The organism is Pseudomonas cichorii, from assembly GCF_015471405.1.
GTDB lineage: Bacteria > Pseudomonadota > Gammaproteobacteria > Pseudomonadales > Pseudomonadaceae > Aquipseudomonas > Aquipseudomonas serbiensis.
The window spans coordinates 25,776-43,409 of record NZ_BLVZ01000012.1; the positions used below are offsets into that span (position 1 = coordinate 25,776).

Consider the following 17,634-nt stretch of genomic DNA (forward strand, 5'->3'; position numbering starts at 1 on the left):
TGAATTCGGGCTATTTGACTGCGCCGAACGACAGGCCGCGGACCAGTTGTTTCTGGCTGATCCAGCCGAAAATCAGGATCGGTGCGCAGGCCAGGGTCGAGACGGCCGAGAGCTTGGCCCAGAACAACCCTTCAGGGCTTGAGTACGAGGCGATCAGTGCAGTGAGCGGCGCGGCGTTGGACGAGGTGAGGTTCAGGGACCAGAAGGCCTCGTTCCAGCACAGGATCAAGGACAGCAGCGCCGTCGAAGCCAGGCCGCCCTTGCAGATCGGCATCAGCACCCGGAATATTTCCTGGCGCGTGCTGGCACCGTCCAGCCGCGAGGCTTCGAGGATTTCTCCCGGAATGTCCTTGAAGTAGGTGTAAATCATCCAGACCACGATCGGCAGGTTGATCAGCGTGTAGATGATGATCAGCGCCAGACGCGAATCCAGCAGGCCGAAGGTCTTGGCCAGCAGATAGATCGGCATCAGCACGCCCACCGGCGGCAGCATCTTGGTGGAGAGCATCCACAGCAGTGTGCTCTTGGTGCGCTTGGTCTCGAAGAAGGCCATGGAGTAGGCAGCAGGAATGGCCACCAGCATGCTCAGGATCGTGGCGCTGAACGAAATCAGTACCGAGTTCCAGGCGAAGTGGAAGTAATCGCTGCGTTCCTGAATGTGCAGGTAGTTCTCCAGCGTCGGGGTGAAAAACAGTTGCGGCGGCGTCGCGAAGGCGTCGATCTCGGTCTTGAAGCTGGTCAGCACCATCCAGAAGATCGGGAAGAACACCAGTGCGGCGATAAGCCAGGACAAGACCCCGAGCAGCAGGCTTTGCAGGCGGCGTGATTGTTTGAGCGTCATCATGGCAAGGCCCTCATGACTTGTCGGTGAGGTTTTTGCCGATCATCCGGATCAGGATGATCGCCGCGATATTGGCAATGACGACCGCTATCAGGCCGCCCGCCGAGGCCATGCCGACATCGAACTGCAGCAACGCCTGGATGTAGATCAGGTACGCCAGGTTGGTCGAAGCGAAGCCCGGCCCGCCATTGGTGGTGGTGAAGATTTCGGCAAACACCGAGAGCAGGAAAATCGTTTCGATCATCACCACCACGGCAATTGGCCGGGCCAGGTGAGGAAGGGTCAGGTGCCAGAAAATCGCAATCGGCCCGGCACCATCGAGTCGGGCGGCCTCTTTCTGTTCCTGATCCAGCGACTGCATGGCGGTCATCAGAATCAGGATCGCGAACGGCAACCATTGCCAGGACACGATGATAATGATCGACAGCATCGGGTAATGAGCGAACCAGTCGACGGGCTCGGCCCCGAAGAAGCGCCACACGGCGGCCAGAACGCCGGAAACCGGGTGGAAAATCAGGTTCTTCCAGATCAGGGCGCTGACCGTGGGCATGATGAAAAACGGCGAGATCAACAGCACCCGCACGATGCCGCGACCAAAAAACTCGCTGGCTTCCAACAGGGCGGAAATCAATACACCGAGGATCACACTGATCGCCAGTACGCTGCCCACCAGCAACAAGGTATTACCGGCACCGGGCAGGAAACCGCTGTCGGTGACGAAGTACGTGAAGTTTTCCAGCCCGACGAATTCGTTTTCGCCGGGGCTCAACAGGTTGTAGCGAATCAGCGAGAAATAAATGGTCATGCCCAGAGGCACGATCATCCAGACCAGCAAGAGCGCCACGGAAGGGCTGACCAGAAACCATCCGGGTTTGAACCTTTTGTTTCTGGCCTTGGAGGCATCGCCGGACAAATCCGGGCGAGCAGGAATGGCTGAGGTCTTCATGGGGAACTCCGAACCGGGATTTGCCTGTCAGCGGGAGTCGAGGGGCAAGTGCCCCTCGGCTTGAGTCGTGAGGCCTACTTTTTCGGGTAGCCGGCTCGTTTCATGTCGCGCTCGGTGGAGTTTTGCGCCATTTTCAAGGCGTTCTCCACTGTCGACTGACCGATCAGTGCAGCCGAGAACTGCTGGCCGACACTGGTGCCGATGGCCTGGAACTCGGGAATGGTCACCAACTGGATGCCCACGTAAGGCACCGGCTTGAGCGTTGGTGTCTTGGGCGTCACGGCCATCAGCGATTTGAGGGTGATATCGGCGAATGGCGCGGCTTTCTTGTATTCATCCGTGTAGGTCGATGCCCGCGTACCTGGCGGCACGTTGGATACGCCGTCTTTCTCTGCGACCAGAGCGGCATATTCCTTGGATGTTGCCCACTGAGTGAAGGCCTGGGCGTCCTTGGTGTTCTTGGCACTGGTCGGAATCGCCAGCGACCAGGAATACAGCCACGACGAGCCTTTTTCCGTCACTTGATGAGGCGCATAGGTAAAGCCGACATGGTCGGCGACCTTGCTCTGGCTCTTGTCGGTGACAAAGGAGCCGGCCACGCTGGCATCGACCCAGATCGCACACTTGCCGCTGTTGAACAGCGCCAGGTTCTCGTTGAAACCGTTGCTTGATGCGCCCGGTGGCCCGGATTGCTTCATGGTGTTGACGTAGAAGTTGAGGGCGTCTTTCCATTCCGGCTGATCGAACTGGGGTTTCCATTGTTCATCGAACCAGCGTGCGCCGTAGGCGTTGGCCACTGTGGTAATCAGCGCCATGTTCTCGCCCCAGCCGGCCTTGCCGCGCAGGCAGATGCCGTATTGCTCTTTGGACTTGTCGGTGAGCTTGCCTGCGAACTCGGCAATCTGGATCCAGGTCGGACGCTCCGGCATGGTCAGCCCTGCGTTCTGGAACAGGTCCTTGCGGTAGTAGGTAATCGAGCTTTCTGCATAGAACGGCAGGGCAAACAACTTGCCGTCCACCGACAACCCGTCGCGCACCGACGGGAAGACATCATCGAGCTGGTAACTGGCAGGCAGATCCTTCATTTCCTGCAACCAGCCCTTGGCGCCCCACAGTGAGGCTTCGTACATGCCGATGGTCAGCACGTCGAACTGGCCGCCCTTGGTGGCGATGTCGGTGGTCAGACGCTGGCGCAGGACGTTTTCTTCCAGCACGACCCAGTTGAGCTTGATGTCAGGGTGTTGTTCTTCAAAGGTCTTGGAGAGGCGTTGCATGCGAATCATGTCGCTGTTGTTGACCGTGGCGATGGTCACGGTCCCTGCAACAGCGTTGCCGCCGAACAGGAAACCGGCGCTGAGGACTGAACTGGCAAGCAGTAATTTTGCTGGGTTCTTCATTGATCACTCCTCGTCCATGCTCTGGGAGTCATGGAGGGTCGGTTATTGTTTTTGTCTCTTCCGGAGGTGAGGAAGATGTGAGCTGATTACAACGACCTTGAGACGCGATGACAAATCCTGCACCGCACTTCAACTGATACTTTTTTGCATTCGGCAGTGCTTTGAAAACGCACCGCAACCGCGCTCAGGCAGGCTGCAATGCAGAATCAGCGTAGACGAGATGGCCGCAGGCAGGGTGAATCAGTACAGGTTCTGCTCGGTCAGGCGCTGGACGGCAAGGCGTCGATAGTGTGACGGCGTCATCCCTTTGAGCTGCTGGAAGCGGCGATTGAAGTTGGAAATGTTATTGAATCCCGACTCGAAGCAGATATCCGTCACCGGCTTGTCGCCATCGGCCAGCAGCTCACAGGACTTGCTGATGCGCAGGCGATTGACGAACTCCACGAAGCAGCGGCCAGTGGCCTGTTTGAATACACGAGAGAAATACGTCGGTTTCATGCCCAGGTATTCAGCGACCTCTTCAAGGGGCAATTCGCGCCCATAGTGGGCAAAAATGTAGTCCACCGCCCGGTTGGTGCGCTCAACGCTGTGCTCGTCGGCCATGTGCGACACCGTGGTCCCCGAAAGCAGTTGAAAGTCGTCGCTGGCCGCCAGCAGCTCCAGCAGAATCAGGAAGTGCCCGAGCCGGGTGATACCGCTGGAGTCGGCGATTTTCTGCATCAGCTTCATGGCCTGACGGATCGTGCGCTTGCAGCGGAATTCGATGCCGTACCGGGCGCGCTCCAGCAGCGGGGTCAGGCTCTTGAGTTCGGTAAACACCTGGTTGCCGCTTTCCAGCAGTTCATCGGTGAAATTGACCAGCATGTCGCGCTTGGCCACTACTTCATCTTCCTGAATCTGGCTGATCCAGTTGTGCGGCAGGTTCGGCCCGGTGAGGAACAGGCTGCCGGGGTTGAAGTTGCCAATGTAGTCACCGACGAACACCTTGCCTGAACTGGCGACGATCAGATGCAGCTCGTATTCCTTGTGGAAATGCCAGCGCACCAGCGGGCAGGGGAAACCGTGTTCGCGGTAGATGATCGACAGGCCATTGTGATCGTCCATCAATTCGTAGGAAGGGTCTGTGATTCTTGTTGTTCTTGTCATGGTCTGACCGCCTTCAGAAGTTGCCAGTCTGCTAATGTGCCTTAATTGTTCTATTCATGCCCAGTCGTCTAATGCTGTCCGCATCAAAACCGGAGTCATTGCCTGATGAAACAGATCCTTCTGATCGGTATTGGTGCCGGAGATCCTGAACAAATTACAGTGCAGGCCATCAATGCCCTGAACCGCGCCACGGTGTTCTTCCTGCTGGACAAGGGCTATGCCGAGGATGATCTGCTGCGCCTGAGAAAAGACATCTGTCAGCGTTATATCCAGAACGACAACTATCGACTGGTGCAGGTCCGGGACCCGCAGCGCGAAGATGATCCCCAGGGCTATGAGCGCGGCATCGAACATTGGCATGAGCAGCGGGCGGTTCTGTTCGAGCGGCTGATCGGTGATGAACTGAGAGCGGGGGAGGTCGGGGCGTTTCTGGTCTGGGGGGATCCGTCGCTGTACGACAGCACCCTCAGGATTCTCGATCAGGTACTGGCGCGTGGCCGGGAGGTCTTCGAGTATCAGGTGATTCCCGGCATCACCAGCGTTCAGGCGCTGGTAGCACGACATCGGGTGCCGCTGAACCGCATTGGCGAACCGATCCGCATCACCACCGGCAGGCGATTGGCTGCCATGCCCGAGAGTGAACTGGATAATGTGGTCGTGATGCTCGATGCACACTGCACTTTCGAGCGCTTTGTCGGGCAGGGGCTGGATATCTACTGGGGGGCTTATCTGGGCACGCCGGACGAGATCCTGCTGTCCGGCCCGCTCGATCAGGTCTGTGGGCAGATCAGGCGGCTACGGGACGAAGCCCGCAGCCGCAAGGGCTGGATTATGGATACCTATCTACTGCGCAAATGTTGATCAATCCTTGCGATTCTTCGCCTCGATCCACTGCGCCATGTACTGAGTACTTTTGTGGTGGTGATGGCGCAGCATCGCGCCGGTGAAGTTGGTGAGGCGATGGCGCGGCAAGTCCTGACGCAGGGTTTCGATACGTTCGATCAGGCTCGCGCAGTGTTGCCTGTGCTGAAAGCGCGCCTGAAGGATGGTCCGGCCTGCGGTCTGGGCTTCAGTCCACAAGGTCTGATCCTGATACAGGCGCACTGCCGCGCTGGCGATTTCGCTGGCGCTGCGGGCAATTGCGCCAGGCCATGGCAGGTCGCCGCTCATGGCTTCGGCGCCCACGGGCGTCGTTACCGAAGGCGTGCCGCTGAGCATGGCATCCATCAGCTTGCCCTTGATGCCCGCCCCGAAGCGTATCGGTGCCAGGCAGATGCGCGCGGCAGACATCACTTGCAGGGCATCTTCGGCCCAGTTCATGACATGAAAACCCTGCGCCGCGTTATGCAGAGCGGTGGCCTTGGGCGGTGTGTAGGCGCCATAGATATGCAATTGCGCAGTCGGCAACTGTTGGCGAATCAGTGGCCAGATGGCGTTTTTCATCCAGAGCACGGCGTCCCAGTTGGGCGCATGCCGGAAGTTGCCGATGCTGAGAAAGTGCGCCCGCTGCTCGAACGGCGTCACGCTGTCCGGTACGCCATCGAGCATCAATGGGCACCAGTGCAGCAGGGATTTCGGCACGCCGAACTGGCCGCTCAGCAGGTCGATCTCCACGTCAGAAACCATCAGGTTGAGGTCGCAGCGATAGAGTGAGGCCACTTCGCGCTGGGCCAGATCGCTGCTGGCGATTCGGGCAAAGAGGCTTGAATGGTCGATCGCGAAAAAGTCATTCAGATCGTCAGGCTCTGACGATTCATTCAAATGCTCCTTGAGAATCTGATGGCGTGTATGGCGCAGGCTCTGAAAGTCGGAAGTTTCCAGTACCCGCAAGGCATTCGGGCAATGCTTTTCAACGCGCCAGCCAAATTGCTCTTCGATGAGAAACTGGTCGAACAGCACGATATCGGGCTGTAGCTCACTGACGAAGGTATCGAAGCTGCTGCTGTTGAGCTCGATATGGACTTCTTCAATCCCCAGGCTTTTCAGGTCGGCCCGGTGTTCACCTTCGGTGGCCGGGCTGGCGAAGGTGATGTGCCAATCCTGTTCGAGAAAACACTGGATCAGTTGCATGACATGGCCGCTGGCCGCGGAGGAACGGGGCTCGGGCCATACATAACCAATGATCAGCAGGCTGGTTTTTACTCGGGGCGGAGTCTGTGCAGGGTGAACGTCATGATTAGCCAAGGATGCTTTTTACCTTGTCGCGCAGGTCATCGATGGAAAACGGCTTGCCAATCGAATGCATGCCATCCGGGACTTCGATGTTTTCCGAATAGCCGCTGGCAAACAGGACCGGCAGTTGCGGGCGCAGTTGCCGGGTTTGTCTGGCCAGCTCCGTACCACGCATGTCAGGCAGGCCCTGATCGGTCATCAGCAAGTCGATGTGAGTGGCCTCGTCCTTGATATGGGCCAGCGCCTCCTGGGCGTCCGACGCTTCAAGTACCTGATACTCCAGTTCTTCAAGCACATCGACGATCAGCATGCGTACGATGCTGTCATCTTCGACCACAAGAATGGTGTTGGCTGCGTCAGGCATGGCGATTTCCTAGAAAATGGTAGTGAAGGCTACGCACTGGCGCAGCCTGCGGGCTTTTGTACGAAAAGTCACTGCGTTTGGATCATGCAGCCGTCAAAAACAGCCTGGTCTGATCGGGACGGGTGATTTCTTGCCCATTCCTTCCATCAGTAAATAAAACACAACCAGAAGTTCCGTCAGAATCGAATCGAATAGCTATCCTTTGCCAGCAGGCTTTATTCGCTTGATGTGGGCGAGCTTATCGCCGATTTATGTGTGAGATTTCAATCCTCTATGTGAGAAAACTGAGTCTTTTTCTTGCCGTTGCGGCAAACTCTAACGTTTTGATATATCGCCAGGGACTTTTCATGATCCGGACGTCTGTCGTCGATGAACAGCGCTTTCGCAAGTTATTGGTTCGTAATGTCAGTCTGCCGCTGGGTGTTGGCGTTTTAAGTGCGTTTTTCTTTGTCTTGCTGATCACCTATCTGCTCTCGGTCATCCAATGGGTCGAGCATACGGATCGGGTCATCAATAGCACCAACCGCTCCATGAAACTCTCCATCGACATGGAGACGGGGATGCGCGGTTTTCTGCTGACCGGCCAGGAAAGCTTTCTTGACCCTTATGAAGTCGCAAGACCTGTGCTCAAGGCAGAGCTGAAAACCCTGGCAGAACTGGTTGCCGATAACGCGACGCAACTGGATCGTTTTCGCCGACTGGCCACCCTGCATGAGGAGTGGGAGCGTTTCGCTCAGGAGATGATCGATCTGCGTCGTCAGAGTGGGGATTATCGGACGGCTACCCAGTCAGGGCGTGGCAAGCGTATTACCGATGAAATCCGCTCCGAGTACGATCAGGCCATTTCCATGGAGCAGCAGTTGCGTCTTGCACGCAATGCCGACGTGACCCGCACGACCATTGCGTCGGTGGTGCTGTACCTGATCTTTGTGCTGACGGTCAGTGGCATCCTCGCTTACTTCGGAAGGCGTGATCTGCTTTCTCTTTCAAATACCTACAGCGCAAACCTCAGTCAGCTCGAAGATAACGCTGAGCGCCTGCAGAAGGTCGCCTGGTTGCGTAATGGTCAGAGCGAACTGGCTGAGCAGGTCCTGGGGCAACTGACTCTCAACACCCTCGGGCTGCATATTCTGCAATTCTTTGCCCAGTACCTGGGCGCGGTTGTTGCGGCTGTTTATGTTCGCCAGGAGCATGGTGGTCTGCAGCGTGTGGCCTCTTACGGCCTTTCCCGAGAGCAGGAGCAGCAGGAGCAGACAATCTTCAGCGGTGAGGGCGTTATCGGTCAGGCCGCGCAGCAGAACCGCATCGTCACGCTCAATGAACTGCCCAGCGATTACTTCAAGTACAGCTCGGGTCTGGGCGAAGGTCTGCCGCGCAGTGTCGTGATCGTGCCCACCACCAATGACGATCAGGTCAATGGTGTGGTCGAACTGGGCTTTCTGCGGGCGCTGACCGACAAGGACACCGAATTCCTGGAGCTGGTGGCAGCGAATGTAGGGACTTCCATCGAAGCGGCGCGTTATCGCCAGCGCTTGCAGGAAGTCCTGACCGAAACCCAGCAGCTCAACGAAGAGTTGCAGGTCCAGCAGGAAGAGTTGCGCACCGCCAACGAAGAACTCGAAGAGCAATCGCGCATCCTCAAGGAATCCCAGGCGCATCTGGAAACCCAGCAGGCCGAGCTTGAGCAGACCAATACCCAACTGGCCGAACAAAGCCAGGCGCTTGAAGACCAGCGCGACATCCTGGACAGCAAGAACGAAGAGCTGAGCCTGGCCCAGGTTGAGTTGCAGGCCCGTGCCGATGAGCTGCAACGTTCCAGCAAGTACAAGTCCGAATTCCTGGCCAACATGTCCCATGAGCTGCGCACGCCGCTCAACAGCTCGCTGATCCTGGCCAAGCTGCTGGCTGAAAACCCGACAGAGAACCTCACCGAAGAGCAGGTGAAGTTTGCCGAGTCGATCTATTCGGCGGGCAATGACCTGCTGAACCTGATCAATGACATTCTGGATATCTCCAAGGTCGAGGCGGGCAAGCTGGAGGTTCGGCCGGAGAACAGCAGTGTGTCGCGTCTGGTGGATGGCCTGCGCGGCCTGTTCCAGCCTTTGGCGACCGACAAGAATCTGGACTTCAGCGTGGAGGTGCAACCTGGCACGCCGACCATGCTGTTCACCGACCGCCAGCGTCTGGAGCAGATCCTCAAGAACCTGCTGTCCAACGCGATCAAGTTCACCGAGAGCGGTTCTGTCAGCATGATCGTCTCCCGCCAACCGGGAGCGGGCATTGTGTTTACCGTGCGCGATTCCGGGATCGGGATTGCCCAGGAGCATCAGCAAAGCATTTTCGAGGCCTTCCGTCAGGCCGACGGCACGACCAACCGTCGTTACGGCGGCACCGGTCTGGGGTTGTCGATTTCCCGCGATCTGGCAGCGTTGCTTGGCGGTTCCATCAGCGTCACCAGCGCGCCGGGGCAGGGCAGTATTTTCTCTCTGGTGCTGCCGGAGCAATACGTCGATCAAGGGCGTGAAGAGGATGCTGGCGAGCGCTCTGCGATCATTTCCTCGCCCGTCGTCACGCTGCCGGTTGTGAGCCCGCCCGTTGCCGAGCCTGTGTCGGCAAAACCTCAGCCGACCTTTGCCGATGATCGCCACAAGGCGCCGTTCAGCGGTCGCTGCATTCTGGTCATCGAGGATGAAGTGTCGTTCGCCCAGATTCTTTTCGATCTGGCCCACGAACTGGGATACGACTGTCTGGTCGCCCACGCCGCCGATGACGGCTTCAATCTGGCGGCGCAGTACACTCCCGACGCAATCCTGCTGGACATGCGTCTGCCGGATCACTCCGGGCTGACCGTGCTGCAACGCCTCAAGGAACTGGCGCCTACCCGACACATCCCGGTGCATGTGATTTCCGTCGAGGATCGTCAGGAGGCCGCCATGCACATGGGGGCCATCGGCTATGCCGTGAAGCCGACCACCCGCGAAGAACTCAAGGATGTATTCGCCAGGCTCGAAGCCAAGCTGACCCAGAAGGTCAAGCGCATCCTGCTGGTCGAGGACGATGCCTTGCAGCGTGACAGCATCGCGCGTCTGATTGGCGACGATGATATCGAGATCACCGCAGTGGGGTTCGCTCAGGAAGCTCTGGATCTGTTGCGCGAGAACATCTACGACTGCATGATCATCGACCTCAAGTTGCCGGACATGCTGGGTAATGAATTGCTCAAGCGCATGTCCACCGAGGACATCCGTGCCTTCCCGCCGGTGATCGTTTACACGGGGCGTAACATGACCCGTGACGAAGAAGCCGAGCTGATGAAGTATTCGCGCTCGATCATCATCAAGGGTGCCCGTTCGCCGGAGCGTCTGCTCGATGAGGTGACGCTGTTTCTGCACAAGATCGAGTCGCAGCTCTCCAACGAGCGCCAGAAAATGCTCAAGACCGCACGCAGCCGTGACAAGGTCTTCGAGGCGCGCAAGATCCTGGTGGTCGATGACGACGTACGCAATATCTTTGCCCTCACCAGCGCTCTGGAGCACAAGGGTGCCGTGGTCGAGATCGCTCGCAACGGCCTTGAGGCAATTGCCAGGCTCAACGAGGTCGAGGATATCGATCTGGTGCTGATGGACGTGATGATGCCGGAAATGGATGGTTACGAAGCGACTGTCGAGATCCGCAAAGACCCGCGCTGGCGCAAGCTGCCGATCATTGCGGTGACTGCCAAGGCGATGAAGGATGACCAGGAGCGTTGCCTGCAAGCGGGCTCCAACGATTACCTGGCCAAGCCGATCGATCTTGACCGGCTATTCTCGCTGATCCGGGTCTGGCTGCCGAAAATGGAACGTATTTGAATGGCAGTGGCCCAACCGATTCACTCTTTCAGGTTTTTTCATGGTTCTTGATCGAAACGCTGATATCGAGCTGCGACTGCTGATTGATGCTATTTACCTGAAGTACAGCTACGACTTTCGGGATTACTCCGGCGCTTCCATCAAGCGTCGGGTCAGTCATGCCTTGCGCCAGTTCGATTGCAGCACCATCTCCGCCTTGCAGGAGCGGGTGCTGCATGACCCGGCGGCCTTCATGCAATTGCTGCAGTTCCTGACCATTCCGGTCAGCGAGATGTTTCGTGATCCTTCGCACTTTCTGGCGATTCGCCAGGAAGTCGTGCCATTGCTCAGAACCTATCCCTCGATAAAGGTCTGGATCGCCGGATGCAGCACAGGGGAGGAGGTTTATTCGATGGCCATCCTGCTGCGCGAAGAGGGTTTGCTGGAGCGCACCATCATTTACGCCACCGATATCAACCCCAACTCGCTGGAAAAGGCCAAGCAGGGGATCTTCCCCATGGAAAGCGTGCGCGCCTATGCCGATAACTACCGCAAGGCCGGTGGTCAGCGCGAGCTCTCGGATTACTACACATCGGCCTATGATTACGCGATATTCGACAAGACCCTGCGTGAAAATGTCACCTTTGCCGATCATAGTCTGGCCACTGACAGCGTGTTTTCCGAAACGCAGCTCATTTCATGCCGTAATGTGCTGATTTACTTCAACAAGAACCTTCAGAACCGAACGTTCGGGCTGTTCCATGAGTCGCTGTGCCATCGCGGGTTCCTGGCGCTGGGCAGCAAGGAGACTCTGGATTTCTCCGCGTACAGCAATGCTTTCGAGACATTGGTGAAGCCGGAACGGATCTACCGGAAAAAATGAAAACGACGTTCAGTGCCGAGTCGCAGAATTGCCCCCTGCCGGCCGTAGATGCCATTGTTGTCGGCGCTTCGGCTGGGGGTGTGGAAGCATTGCTGAAAATATTCAGCTTGCTCAGGCCCGGCTTCCGTCTGCCGATCATTACTGTCCTGCATCTGCCTGAGGAGCGACGCAGCCAGTTGGCCCATGTGTTCCAGAATCGTCTGGAGATACCGGTCAAGGAAGCTGACGACAAGGAGTCGATTGTGCCGGGCACGCTGTATTTTGCGCCCGCCGGTTACCACCTGTCGGTTGAAAACGATCAGAGCTTTTCATTGAGCCAGGAAGAGCGTGTGTTTCATTCTCGGCCCAGCATCGATATCTTGTTCGATTCGGCTGCCGATGCCTTTGGCTCACGCCTTGCGGGCATTTTATTGACCGGTGCCAACAACGATGGCGCGCTCGGATTGGCGCACATCAAGAGATACGGTGGCTTTACCGTGATCCAGGACCCTGATCAGGCCCTGGCACGTACCATGCCGGAGGCGGCTCTGGCGCTTCATTCGCCCGATTACCTTCTGCCTTTGAATGAGATAGGCCAACTGCTGGTCGAGCTGGAACGAATCGCATGCTAAATGAAATCCAGGCAAAACTGCTGATAGTCGACGATTTGCCGGAAAACCTGCTCGCCCTCGAAGCGTTGATAAAGCGCGATGACCGAGAAGTCTACAAGGCTCTTTCGGCAGACGAAGCCTTGTCTCTGCTGCTGCAGCACGAATTCGCCCTGGCCATTCTCGACGTGCAGATGCCCGGTATGAACGGTTTTGAGCTGGCCGAGATGATGCGCAGCACCGAGAAGACCAAGAACATCCCCATCGTGTTTGTCAGTGCGGCAGGGCGTGAGCTCAACTACGCCTTCAAGGGCTATGAAAGCGGCGCAGTGGACTTCCTGCACAAGCCGCTTGATATCCATGCGGTCAAGAGCAAGGTCAATGTGTTCGTCGAGCTTTATCGTCAGCGCAAGGCAGTGAAACTGCAGGTCGAGGCACTGGAGCAGAGTCGTCAGGAGCAGGAGGTGCTGCTCAAGCGCTTGCAGGCGACACAGGGCGAGCTTGAGCATGCGATCCGCATGCGCGATGACTTCATGTCCATCGTTTCCCATGAAGTGCGTACGCCACTCAATGGCCTGATCCTTGAAACCCAGCTGCGCAAGCTGCATCTGGCCAAGGACAACGCTTCGGCTTTCACCATGGAAAAACTGCGTGGCATGGTCGATCGCGACGAGCGCCAGATCCAGAGCCTGATCCGGTTGATCGAAGACATGCTCGATGTGTCCCGTATCCGCACCGGCAAACTGTCGATCCGGCCGAGTGCTTTTGACCTGAGCGAACTGGTCAGCCAGTTGCTGGAGAACTTCTCCGCCCAGATTACTGCGACCGAATCTACCGTGACCCTGTTTGCCGATGACACGGTCATTGGTGTCTGGGACGAATTCCGGATAGAGCAGGTGGTGGCCAACCTGCTGACCAACGCCATGCGCTACGGCGCCCGCAAGCCGATTGAAGTGCGTGTGTACTGTGACAACGGAGAGGCAAGGGTCGAAGTGATCGACCAGGGGATCGGTATTTCCGGGGAAAACCAGAAGCGCATCTTCCAGCAGTTCGAGCGGGTAACGGCCAAGCATGCCGTTGCCGGCCTGGGGCTCGGGTTGTTCATCTCCGAACAGATCGTCCTGGCCCATGGCGGCCGGATTGTCGTGGAAAGCGAAGAGGGCAAGGGCTCGACATTCCGGGTCTGCCTGCCGCTGTAGGAGCGAATTCATTCGCGAGGCAGCATTCCAGGCGATGAATTTTTATGGAATGTACTGGCCCTTCGCTAATGAATTCGTTCCTGCAGAGGTTTGCAAATTTTCGGGAAAAATTAGCGCAACCTCTACAGAGCGCCGTGGTCGTATTGGCAGCTATTTACAGAACAAAGGCAGTTCCATGAGCGCTGATGCAGAAAACGTCGTACTAATCGTCGAAGACGAACCCCTGATCTTGATGCTGTTGGCCGACTATCTGTCGGGCGAGGGCTATCGAGTCTTGCAGGCCACCAACGGCGAGCAGGCGTTCGAGATTCTTGCGACAAAGCCCCATCTGGACCTGATGATCACCGACTATCGCCTGCCAGGCGGCTTTTCCGGTGTGATGATTGCCGAGCCGGCAGTCAAACTGCGACCTGAACTCAAAGTGATCTTCATCAGCGGCTATCCGGCGGAAATTCTCGATTGCGACAGCCCGATCACTCGCAAGGCACCGATTCTGGCCAAGCCATTCACCATGGAAACCCTGCATACGCAGATCCAGCGCCTGCTGGCCTGAAACGTCCAGAATGGAGGCTTCAGGCCTCGATCATCTCTCGTACCTTGGATGTCAGGTGATCAAACGCAAAGGGCTTGGTGATCATCTGCATGCCCGTGTCCAGAAACCCCGAGCGTGCCGCCGCATGTTCGGCATAGCCGGTAATGAACAGCACTTTCAGCTCTGGCCTCAGTTGCCGGGCTATTTCCGCCAGTTGCCGACCGTTCATGCCGGGCAGGCCGACGTCACTGATCAGCAAGTCAATGCGTTGATCCGACTCCAGAATCGGCACGGCTCCACGGGCATCGCCGGCTTCTATGAAGGCGTACCCCAGTTCACCGAGCACTGCGCTGACCAAGGCCCGTACGGCTGGATCGTCTTCGACTATAAGTACGGTTTCGCCTTCTTTGGCAAAAAGGGTGTTGCCCTGATAGCTCTGCTCGTTTTCAGGCTGATCGCCCTGGAAGCGCGGCAGGAATAACTGCACTGTCGTACCGCGGCCCATTTCGCTCTTGATGGCGACATGACCATGAGACTGTTTGCTGAAACCATAAATCATCGACAGCCCGAGCCCTGTGCCCTGGCCGATGGGTTTGGTGGTGAAGAACGGGTCAAAGGCGCGGCTGACCACGGCTTCCGGCATGCCACAGCCGTTGTCGCTGACACTCAGTACTACATAGTCGCCCGGCAGAAGGTTTTCATGGGCGTTGGTGAACGACTTGTCCAGCCGCTGATTGAAGGTCTCGATCTGCAACTGCCCGCCATCGGGCATGGCGTCCCGTGCATTGAGCACCAGGTTGAGCAGGGCATTTTCCAGCTGGTTGGGGTCGGCCTCGGCGGTCCATAGCTCTGCATGCGGGCGCATGTCCAGGTGAATGCTTTCGTTGAGGCTGCGCTGGATCAATTCGCCCATGGAACTGATCAACTGGTTCATCTCTACGGGCTTTGAGTCCAGCGACTGGCGTCTGGAAAAGGCCAGCAGACGATGGGTGAGAGCGGCTGCACGGTTGGCGGAGGTCACGCCCAGGTCGATCAGGTTGTCGAGGTCCTCGATACGGCCCCGAGCCAGGCGTCGCCTGATCAGCTCAAGGCTGCCGATGATTCCCGTCAGCATATTGTTGAAGTCGTGGGCGATGCCGCCGGTCAACTGGCCGACAGCCTCCATCTTTTGCGACTGACGCAGGATCTCTTCCTTATGGCGCAACTGCGACGTTCGCTCCTCGACCTGTTGTTCAAGGGTTTCGTTGAGGCTTCTGAGCTGAGCTTCGGCCTGCTTGCGCTCAGAAATGTCGGAGGTCACTCCGGATAGTGCGCTGACATGGCCGTTCTTGGCGCGCAGTGCCCGTGCGCGCACATCGACCCAGTTGACCGAGCCGTCGGGCCAGATATCACGGTACTCAATGATGAAATCGACGCCCGTATCCAGGCTGCGCTGCAAGGCCGATTGCATACGGGGCTGATCTTCGGGGTGAACTGCTTCCAGCCAGTCGTCGTAGGTGAAGTTTTCGTGCTCTTCGCGGCCATAGTGGGCTTTACTGATGGCCGAGCAGGTCAGTACCAGAAACCCGGTCTCCAGTTGCCATGAACCGAGCCGACCTGCCTTGAGGGCGTTTTGCAAACGCCTTTCACCCTCCACAAGATCCTCCATGCGTGCCCGAGCCTCGTACTGGCGTCGACGGCCGCGCACGGCCGTGGACACCAGGCTGACCAGAGTGATGGGGTGGAAGGGGCGTTCCAGGAAAGTGACGTTGCCCAACAGGTTGCCCAGACGTGCCGAAGGGTTCTGGTCCGGGCCGCCATGGTGAGTGAGCAACACGATAGGCAGGTCTGACCAGGCGGGCTGGTTGGCCAGAAGGCTCACCAGCGGATCGATATCCGCACCGCGCAGTGCCTCATCGGCAATGATCGCGAGTCCCGCTCCGGCAGCCAGTTCCTGGCCTAGTTCGTTGAGATCGCGGGCTATGGTTGCTCCATAGCCCGCTTCCTCAAGGATCATTACCGCAATCTGACTGTCACGTCCTCTGGGGGCCAGAATGACAGCCCGCTCCGATAACAATCCGCTGACACTCACTCGTCTTCATCCTTGAGCAGTGGCTTGCTTTCGCCAAAGTAATCGGGAGCGCCGCGCAGGACACCCTGAAAGGCTGATAACGGCTCGCCTATTCTCAGGCCGCTCCTGCCAATGCGGTATTCGCGAATCGTCGATTCGTGAGTGCCGGTTCGTTTCTTGATGATGGATATGGCCCTGCGAATCTGGCCGAGCGCTTCAAAGTAGCGCAACAGGATGACGGTATCTGCCAGATAGGTAATATCCACTGGCGTTTGCATATCGCCAACCAGGCCGTGTTGCGCCACGGTCATGAAGGTCGAGGCACCTTGTCGGTTGAGATAAAGCAGAAGTTCATGCATGTGCAGAACCAGTGAGTTCTCTTCCGGCATTGCCGCCTGATAGCCGTTTATGCTGTCGATGACAACGGTCTTGATCTGCTTGTCATCCACGCAGCGGCGCACCCGATGGGAAAACTCCCCCGGAGACAACTCGGCAGCGTCCACCTGCTCGATCATCAGGTTGCCCGTGGCCTGCAAGGCCTTGAGGTCGATGCCTATCTTTTTCATCCGGTCAAACAGCAGGCCCAGTTCTTCGTCGAAGATGAACAGGCCGACCCGCTCGCCACGAGATACGGCCTGTGCGGCGAAGACCAGTGCGATCAACGATTTGCCAGTGCCGGCCGGGCCGAGGATCAGCGTACTTGAGCCGCTGTCCGTACCACCGCCGAGCAAGTCGTCGAGTTCCTTGATGCCGCTGCCCAGTTGCGTGCGGATGTAGTCATTACGGTGTTCGGCCGCGACCAGGCGCGGGAACACATGGATTCCGTCTTCCATGATGGTGAAGTCATGGAAGCCGCCGCGATACTTCTGACCGCGATACTTGACGATCTTGAGGCGTCGCCGTTCTGCGCCATAGTTGGGTGTCAGTTCTTCCAGGCGGATGACGCCGTGGGCGACGCTGTGTACGGTCTTGTCCAGAGACTCCGTAGTCAGGTCGTCGAGCAGAATGACGGTCGCGTCATAGCGAGCGAAGTAATGCTTGATGGACAGAATCTGCCGTCTGTAGCGCAACGAACTCTGCGCCAGCAGGCGAATTTCCGAAAGGCTGTCTATGACTACGCGAGATGGCCTGATGCGCTCCACCACGTCAAAGATCTGCCGTGTTGCTTCCCCCAGCTCAAGGTCGGAGGAGTACAGCAGGCTTTGATGCTGCTCGGTATTGAGCAGGCTTTCAGGAGGCGTCAGCTCGAAAATCTCGATATGTTCATCCAGTTCCCAGCCATGGGAACGTGCTCCCTCACGCAGCTCTCGTTCGGTTTCCGAGAGTGTGATGTAGAGGCAGACTTCACCCGTTTGCGCACCCGCCAGCAAAAACTGCAGCGCTACGGTGGTCTTGCCGGTTCCGGGTTCCCCTTCGAGAAGGAAAACATGATTGCGTGAAAGACCACCCGAAAGGATGTCGTCCAGACCTTCTATACCGGTTACCGCTTTTGAATTTTCCAAGTATTGCCCTCTTGTTTCCGATTGCAGGCAATGAATCTGGACCCCTTGAGGCCTCGACGGTTCATACTTTTTATGTGTCAGGCCATGGAACATGGCCGATTCGCGGTCCGGGAAATGTCACAAAAGTCGTCTTACGGCAGTTGTGAAGGGCTTGGTATAGTCCGGGCCAGTCAAAACAATAATCACCT

The 17,634-nt window shown here is 57.5% G+C and carries 14 protein-coding genes; 6 read left to right on the forward strand and 8 right to left on the reverse strand.

The window, feature by feature from the left end:
• Positions 1-10 precede the first annotated feature (10 nt).
• From JL015_RS19145 to JL015_RS19160, 4 genes are all read right to left on the reverse strand, one after another.
• Positions 11-844 (reverse strand): carbohydrate ABC transporter permease, encoded by an 834-nt coding sequence (locus tag JL015_RS19145; protein ID WP_201002010.1) that lies wholly within the window; start codon positions 842-844, stop codon positions 11-13.
• A gap of 10 nt (positions 845-854) precedes the next feature.
• The gene (locus JL015_RS19150) at positions 855-1,787 is read right to left on the reverse strand and encodes a carbohydrate ABC transporter permease (RefSeq protein ID WP_201019548.1); all 933 of its coding nucleotides are present in this window, start codon (positions 1,785-1,787) and stop codon (positions 855-857) included.
• 74 nt (positions 1,788-1,861) lie between these two features.
• On the reverse strand, positions 1,862-3,184 hold the full coding sequence (locus JL015_RS19155) for an ABC transporter substrate-binding protein (protein ID WP_201019549.1): 1,323 nt from the start codon (positions 3,182-3,184) through the stop codon (positions 1,862-1,864).
• A 240-nt stretch (positions 3,185-3,424) separates the two neighbouring features.
• A complete protein-coding gene (locus tag JL015_RS19160) occupies positions 3,425-4,330 on the reverse strand; it encodes an AraC family transcriptional regulator (protein WP_201002016.1) in 906 nt (301 codons plus the stop codon).
• Between the two features lie 105 nt (positions 4,331-4,435).
• Here JL015_RS19160 and cobF point away from each other — a divergent pair, with 105 nt between their 5' ends.
• Positions 4,436-5,191, forward strand: a complete 756-nt coding sequence (cobF, locus tag JL015_RS19165) for a precorrin-6A synthase (deacetylating) (protein WP_201019550.1) — start codon at positions 4,436-4,438, stop codon at positions 5,189-5,191.
• On the opposite strand, the gene JL015_RS19170 is transcribed toward cobF, so the two are convergent.
• A complete protein-coding gene (locus JL015_RS19170; RefSeq protein ID WP_374063446.1) occupies positions 5,192-6,460 on the reverse strand; it encodes a glycosyltransferase in 1,269 nt (422 codons plus the stop codon). It lies immediately after the preceding gene.
• Positions 6,461-6,506: 46 nt separating this feature from the next.
• Positions 6,507-6,866: a response regulator gene (locus JL015_RS19175; RefSeq protein ID WP_201019551.1), complete on the reverse strand. Its 360-nt coding sequence runs from the start codon at positions 6,864-6,866 to the stop codon at positions 6,507-6,509.
• A 347-nt stretch (positions 6,867-7,213) separates the two neighbouring features.
• On the opposite strand from JL015_RS19175, the gene JL015_RS19180 reads away from it, so the two are divergent.
• From JL015_RS19180 to JL015_RS19200, 5 genes are all read left to right on the forward strand, one after another.
• Complete coding sequence (locus tag JL015_RS19180; protein WP_201019552.1) at positions 7,214-10,714, forward strand: response regulator; 3,501 nt, start codon at positions 7,214-7,216, stop codon at positions 10,712-10,714.
• Between the two features lie 40 nt (positions 10,715-10,754).
• A complete protein-coding gene (locus tag JL015_RS19185; RefSeq protein ID WP_201002024.1) occupies positions 10,755-11,576 on the forward strand; it encodes a CheR family methyltransferase in 822 nt (273 codons plus the stop codon).
• The gene (locus tag JL015_RS19190) at positions 11,573-12,187 is read left to right on the forward strand and encodes a chemotaxis protein CheB (RefSeq protein ID WP_201019553.1); all 615 of its coding nucleotides are present in this window, start codon (positions 11,573-11,575) and stop codon (positions 12,185-12,187) included. The genes JL015_RS19185 and JL015_RS19190 overlap by 4 nt, the downstream gene beginning before the upstream one ends.
• The gene (locus tag JL015_RS19195; RefSeq protein WP_201019554.1) at positions 12,181-13,362 is read left to right on the forward strand and encodes a hybrid sensor histidine kinase/response regulator; all 1,182 of its coding nucleotides are present in this window, start codon (positions 12,181-12,183) and stop codon (positions 13,360-13,362) included. Before JL015_RS19190 ends, JL015_RS19195 begins: the two co-directional genes overlap by 7 nt.
• A 175-nt stretch (positions 13,363-13,537) precedes the next feature.
• Positions 13,538-13,915 (forward strand): response regulator, encoded by a 378-nt coding sequence (locus JL015_RS19200; RefSeq protein ID WP_201002030.1) that lies wholly within the window; start codon positions 13,538-13,540, stop codon positions 13,913-13,915.
• 19 nt (positions 13,916-13,934) lie between these two features.
• Here JL015_RS19200 and JL015_RS19205 read toward each other — a convergent pair whose 3' ends face one another.
• Entirely contained in the window at positions 13,935-15,965 is a 2,031-nt protein-coding gene (locus JL015_RS19205; RefSeq protein ID WP_201019555.1) for a hybrid sensor histidine kinase/response regulator, read from the reverse strand.
• Positions 15,962-17,446, reverse strand: a complete 1,485-nt coding sequence (locus tag JL015_RS19210) for an ATPase domain-containing protein (protein ID WP_201019556.1) — start codon at positions 17,444-17,446, stop codon at positions 15,962-15,964. Before JL015_RS19210 ends, JL015_RS19205 begins: the two co-directional genes overlap by 4 nt.
• Between the last annotated feature and the right edge of the window lie 188 nt (positions 17,447-17,634).

Coding starts and splice junctions, on each gene's coding strand:
- JL015_RS19145 (WP_201002010.1), bottom strand. CDS start 844: ATGATGACGCTCAAACAATCACGCCGCCTGCAAAGCCTGCTGCTCGGG.
- JL015_RS19150 (WP_201019548.1), bottom strand. CDS start 1,787: ATGAAGACCTCAGCCATTCCTGCTCGCCCGGATTTGTCCGGCGATGCC.
- JL015_RS19155 (WP_201019549.1), bottom strand. CDS start 3,184: ATGAAGAACCCAGCAAAATTACTGCTTGCCAGTTCAGTCCTCAGCGCC.
- JL015_RS19160 (WP_201002016.1), bottom strand. CDS start 4,330: ATGACAAGAACAACAAGAATCACAGACCCTTCCTACGAATTGATGGAC.
- cobF (WP_201019550.1), top strand. CDS start 4,436: ATGAAACAGATCCTTCTGATCGGTATTGGTGCCGGAGATCCTGAACAA.
- JL015_RS19175 (WP_201019551.1), bottom strand. CDS start 6,866: ATGCCTGACGCAGCCAACACCATTCTTGTGGTCGAAGATGACAGCATC.
- JL015_RS19180 (WP_201019552.1), top strand. CDS start 7,214: ATGATCCGGACGTCTGTCGTCGATGAACAGCGCTTTCGCAAGTTATTG.
- JL015_RS19185 (WP_201002024.1), top strand. CDS start 10,755: ATGGTTCTTGATCGAAACGCTGATATCGAGCTGCGACTGCTGATTGAT.
- JL015_RS19190 (WP_201019553.1), top strand. CDS start 11,573: ATGAAAACGACGTTCAGTGCCGAGTCGCAGAATTGCCCCCTGCCGGCC.
- JL015_RS19195 (WP_201019554.1), top strand. CDS start 12,181: ATGCTAAATGAAATCCAGGCAAAACTGCTGATAGTCGACGATTTGCCG.
- JL015_RS19200 (WP_201002030.1), top strand. CDS start 13,538: ATGAGCGCTGATGCAGAAAACGTCGTACTAATCGTCGAAGACGAACCC.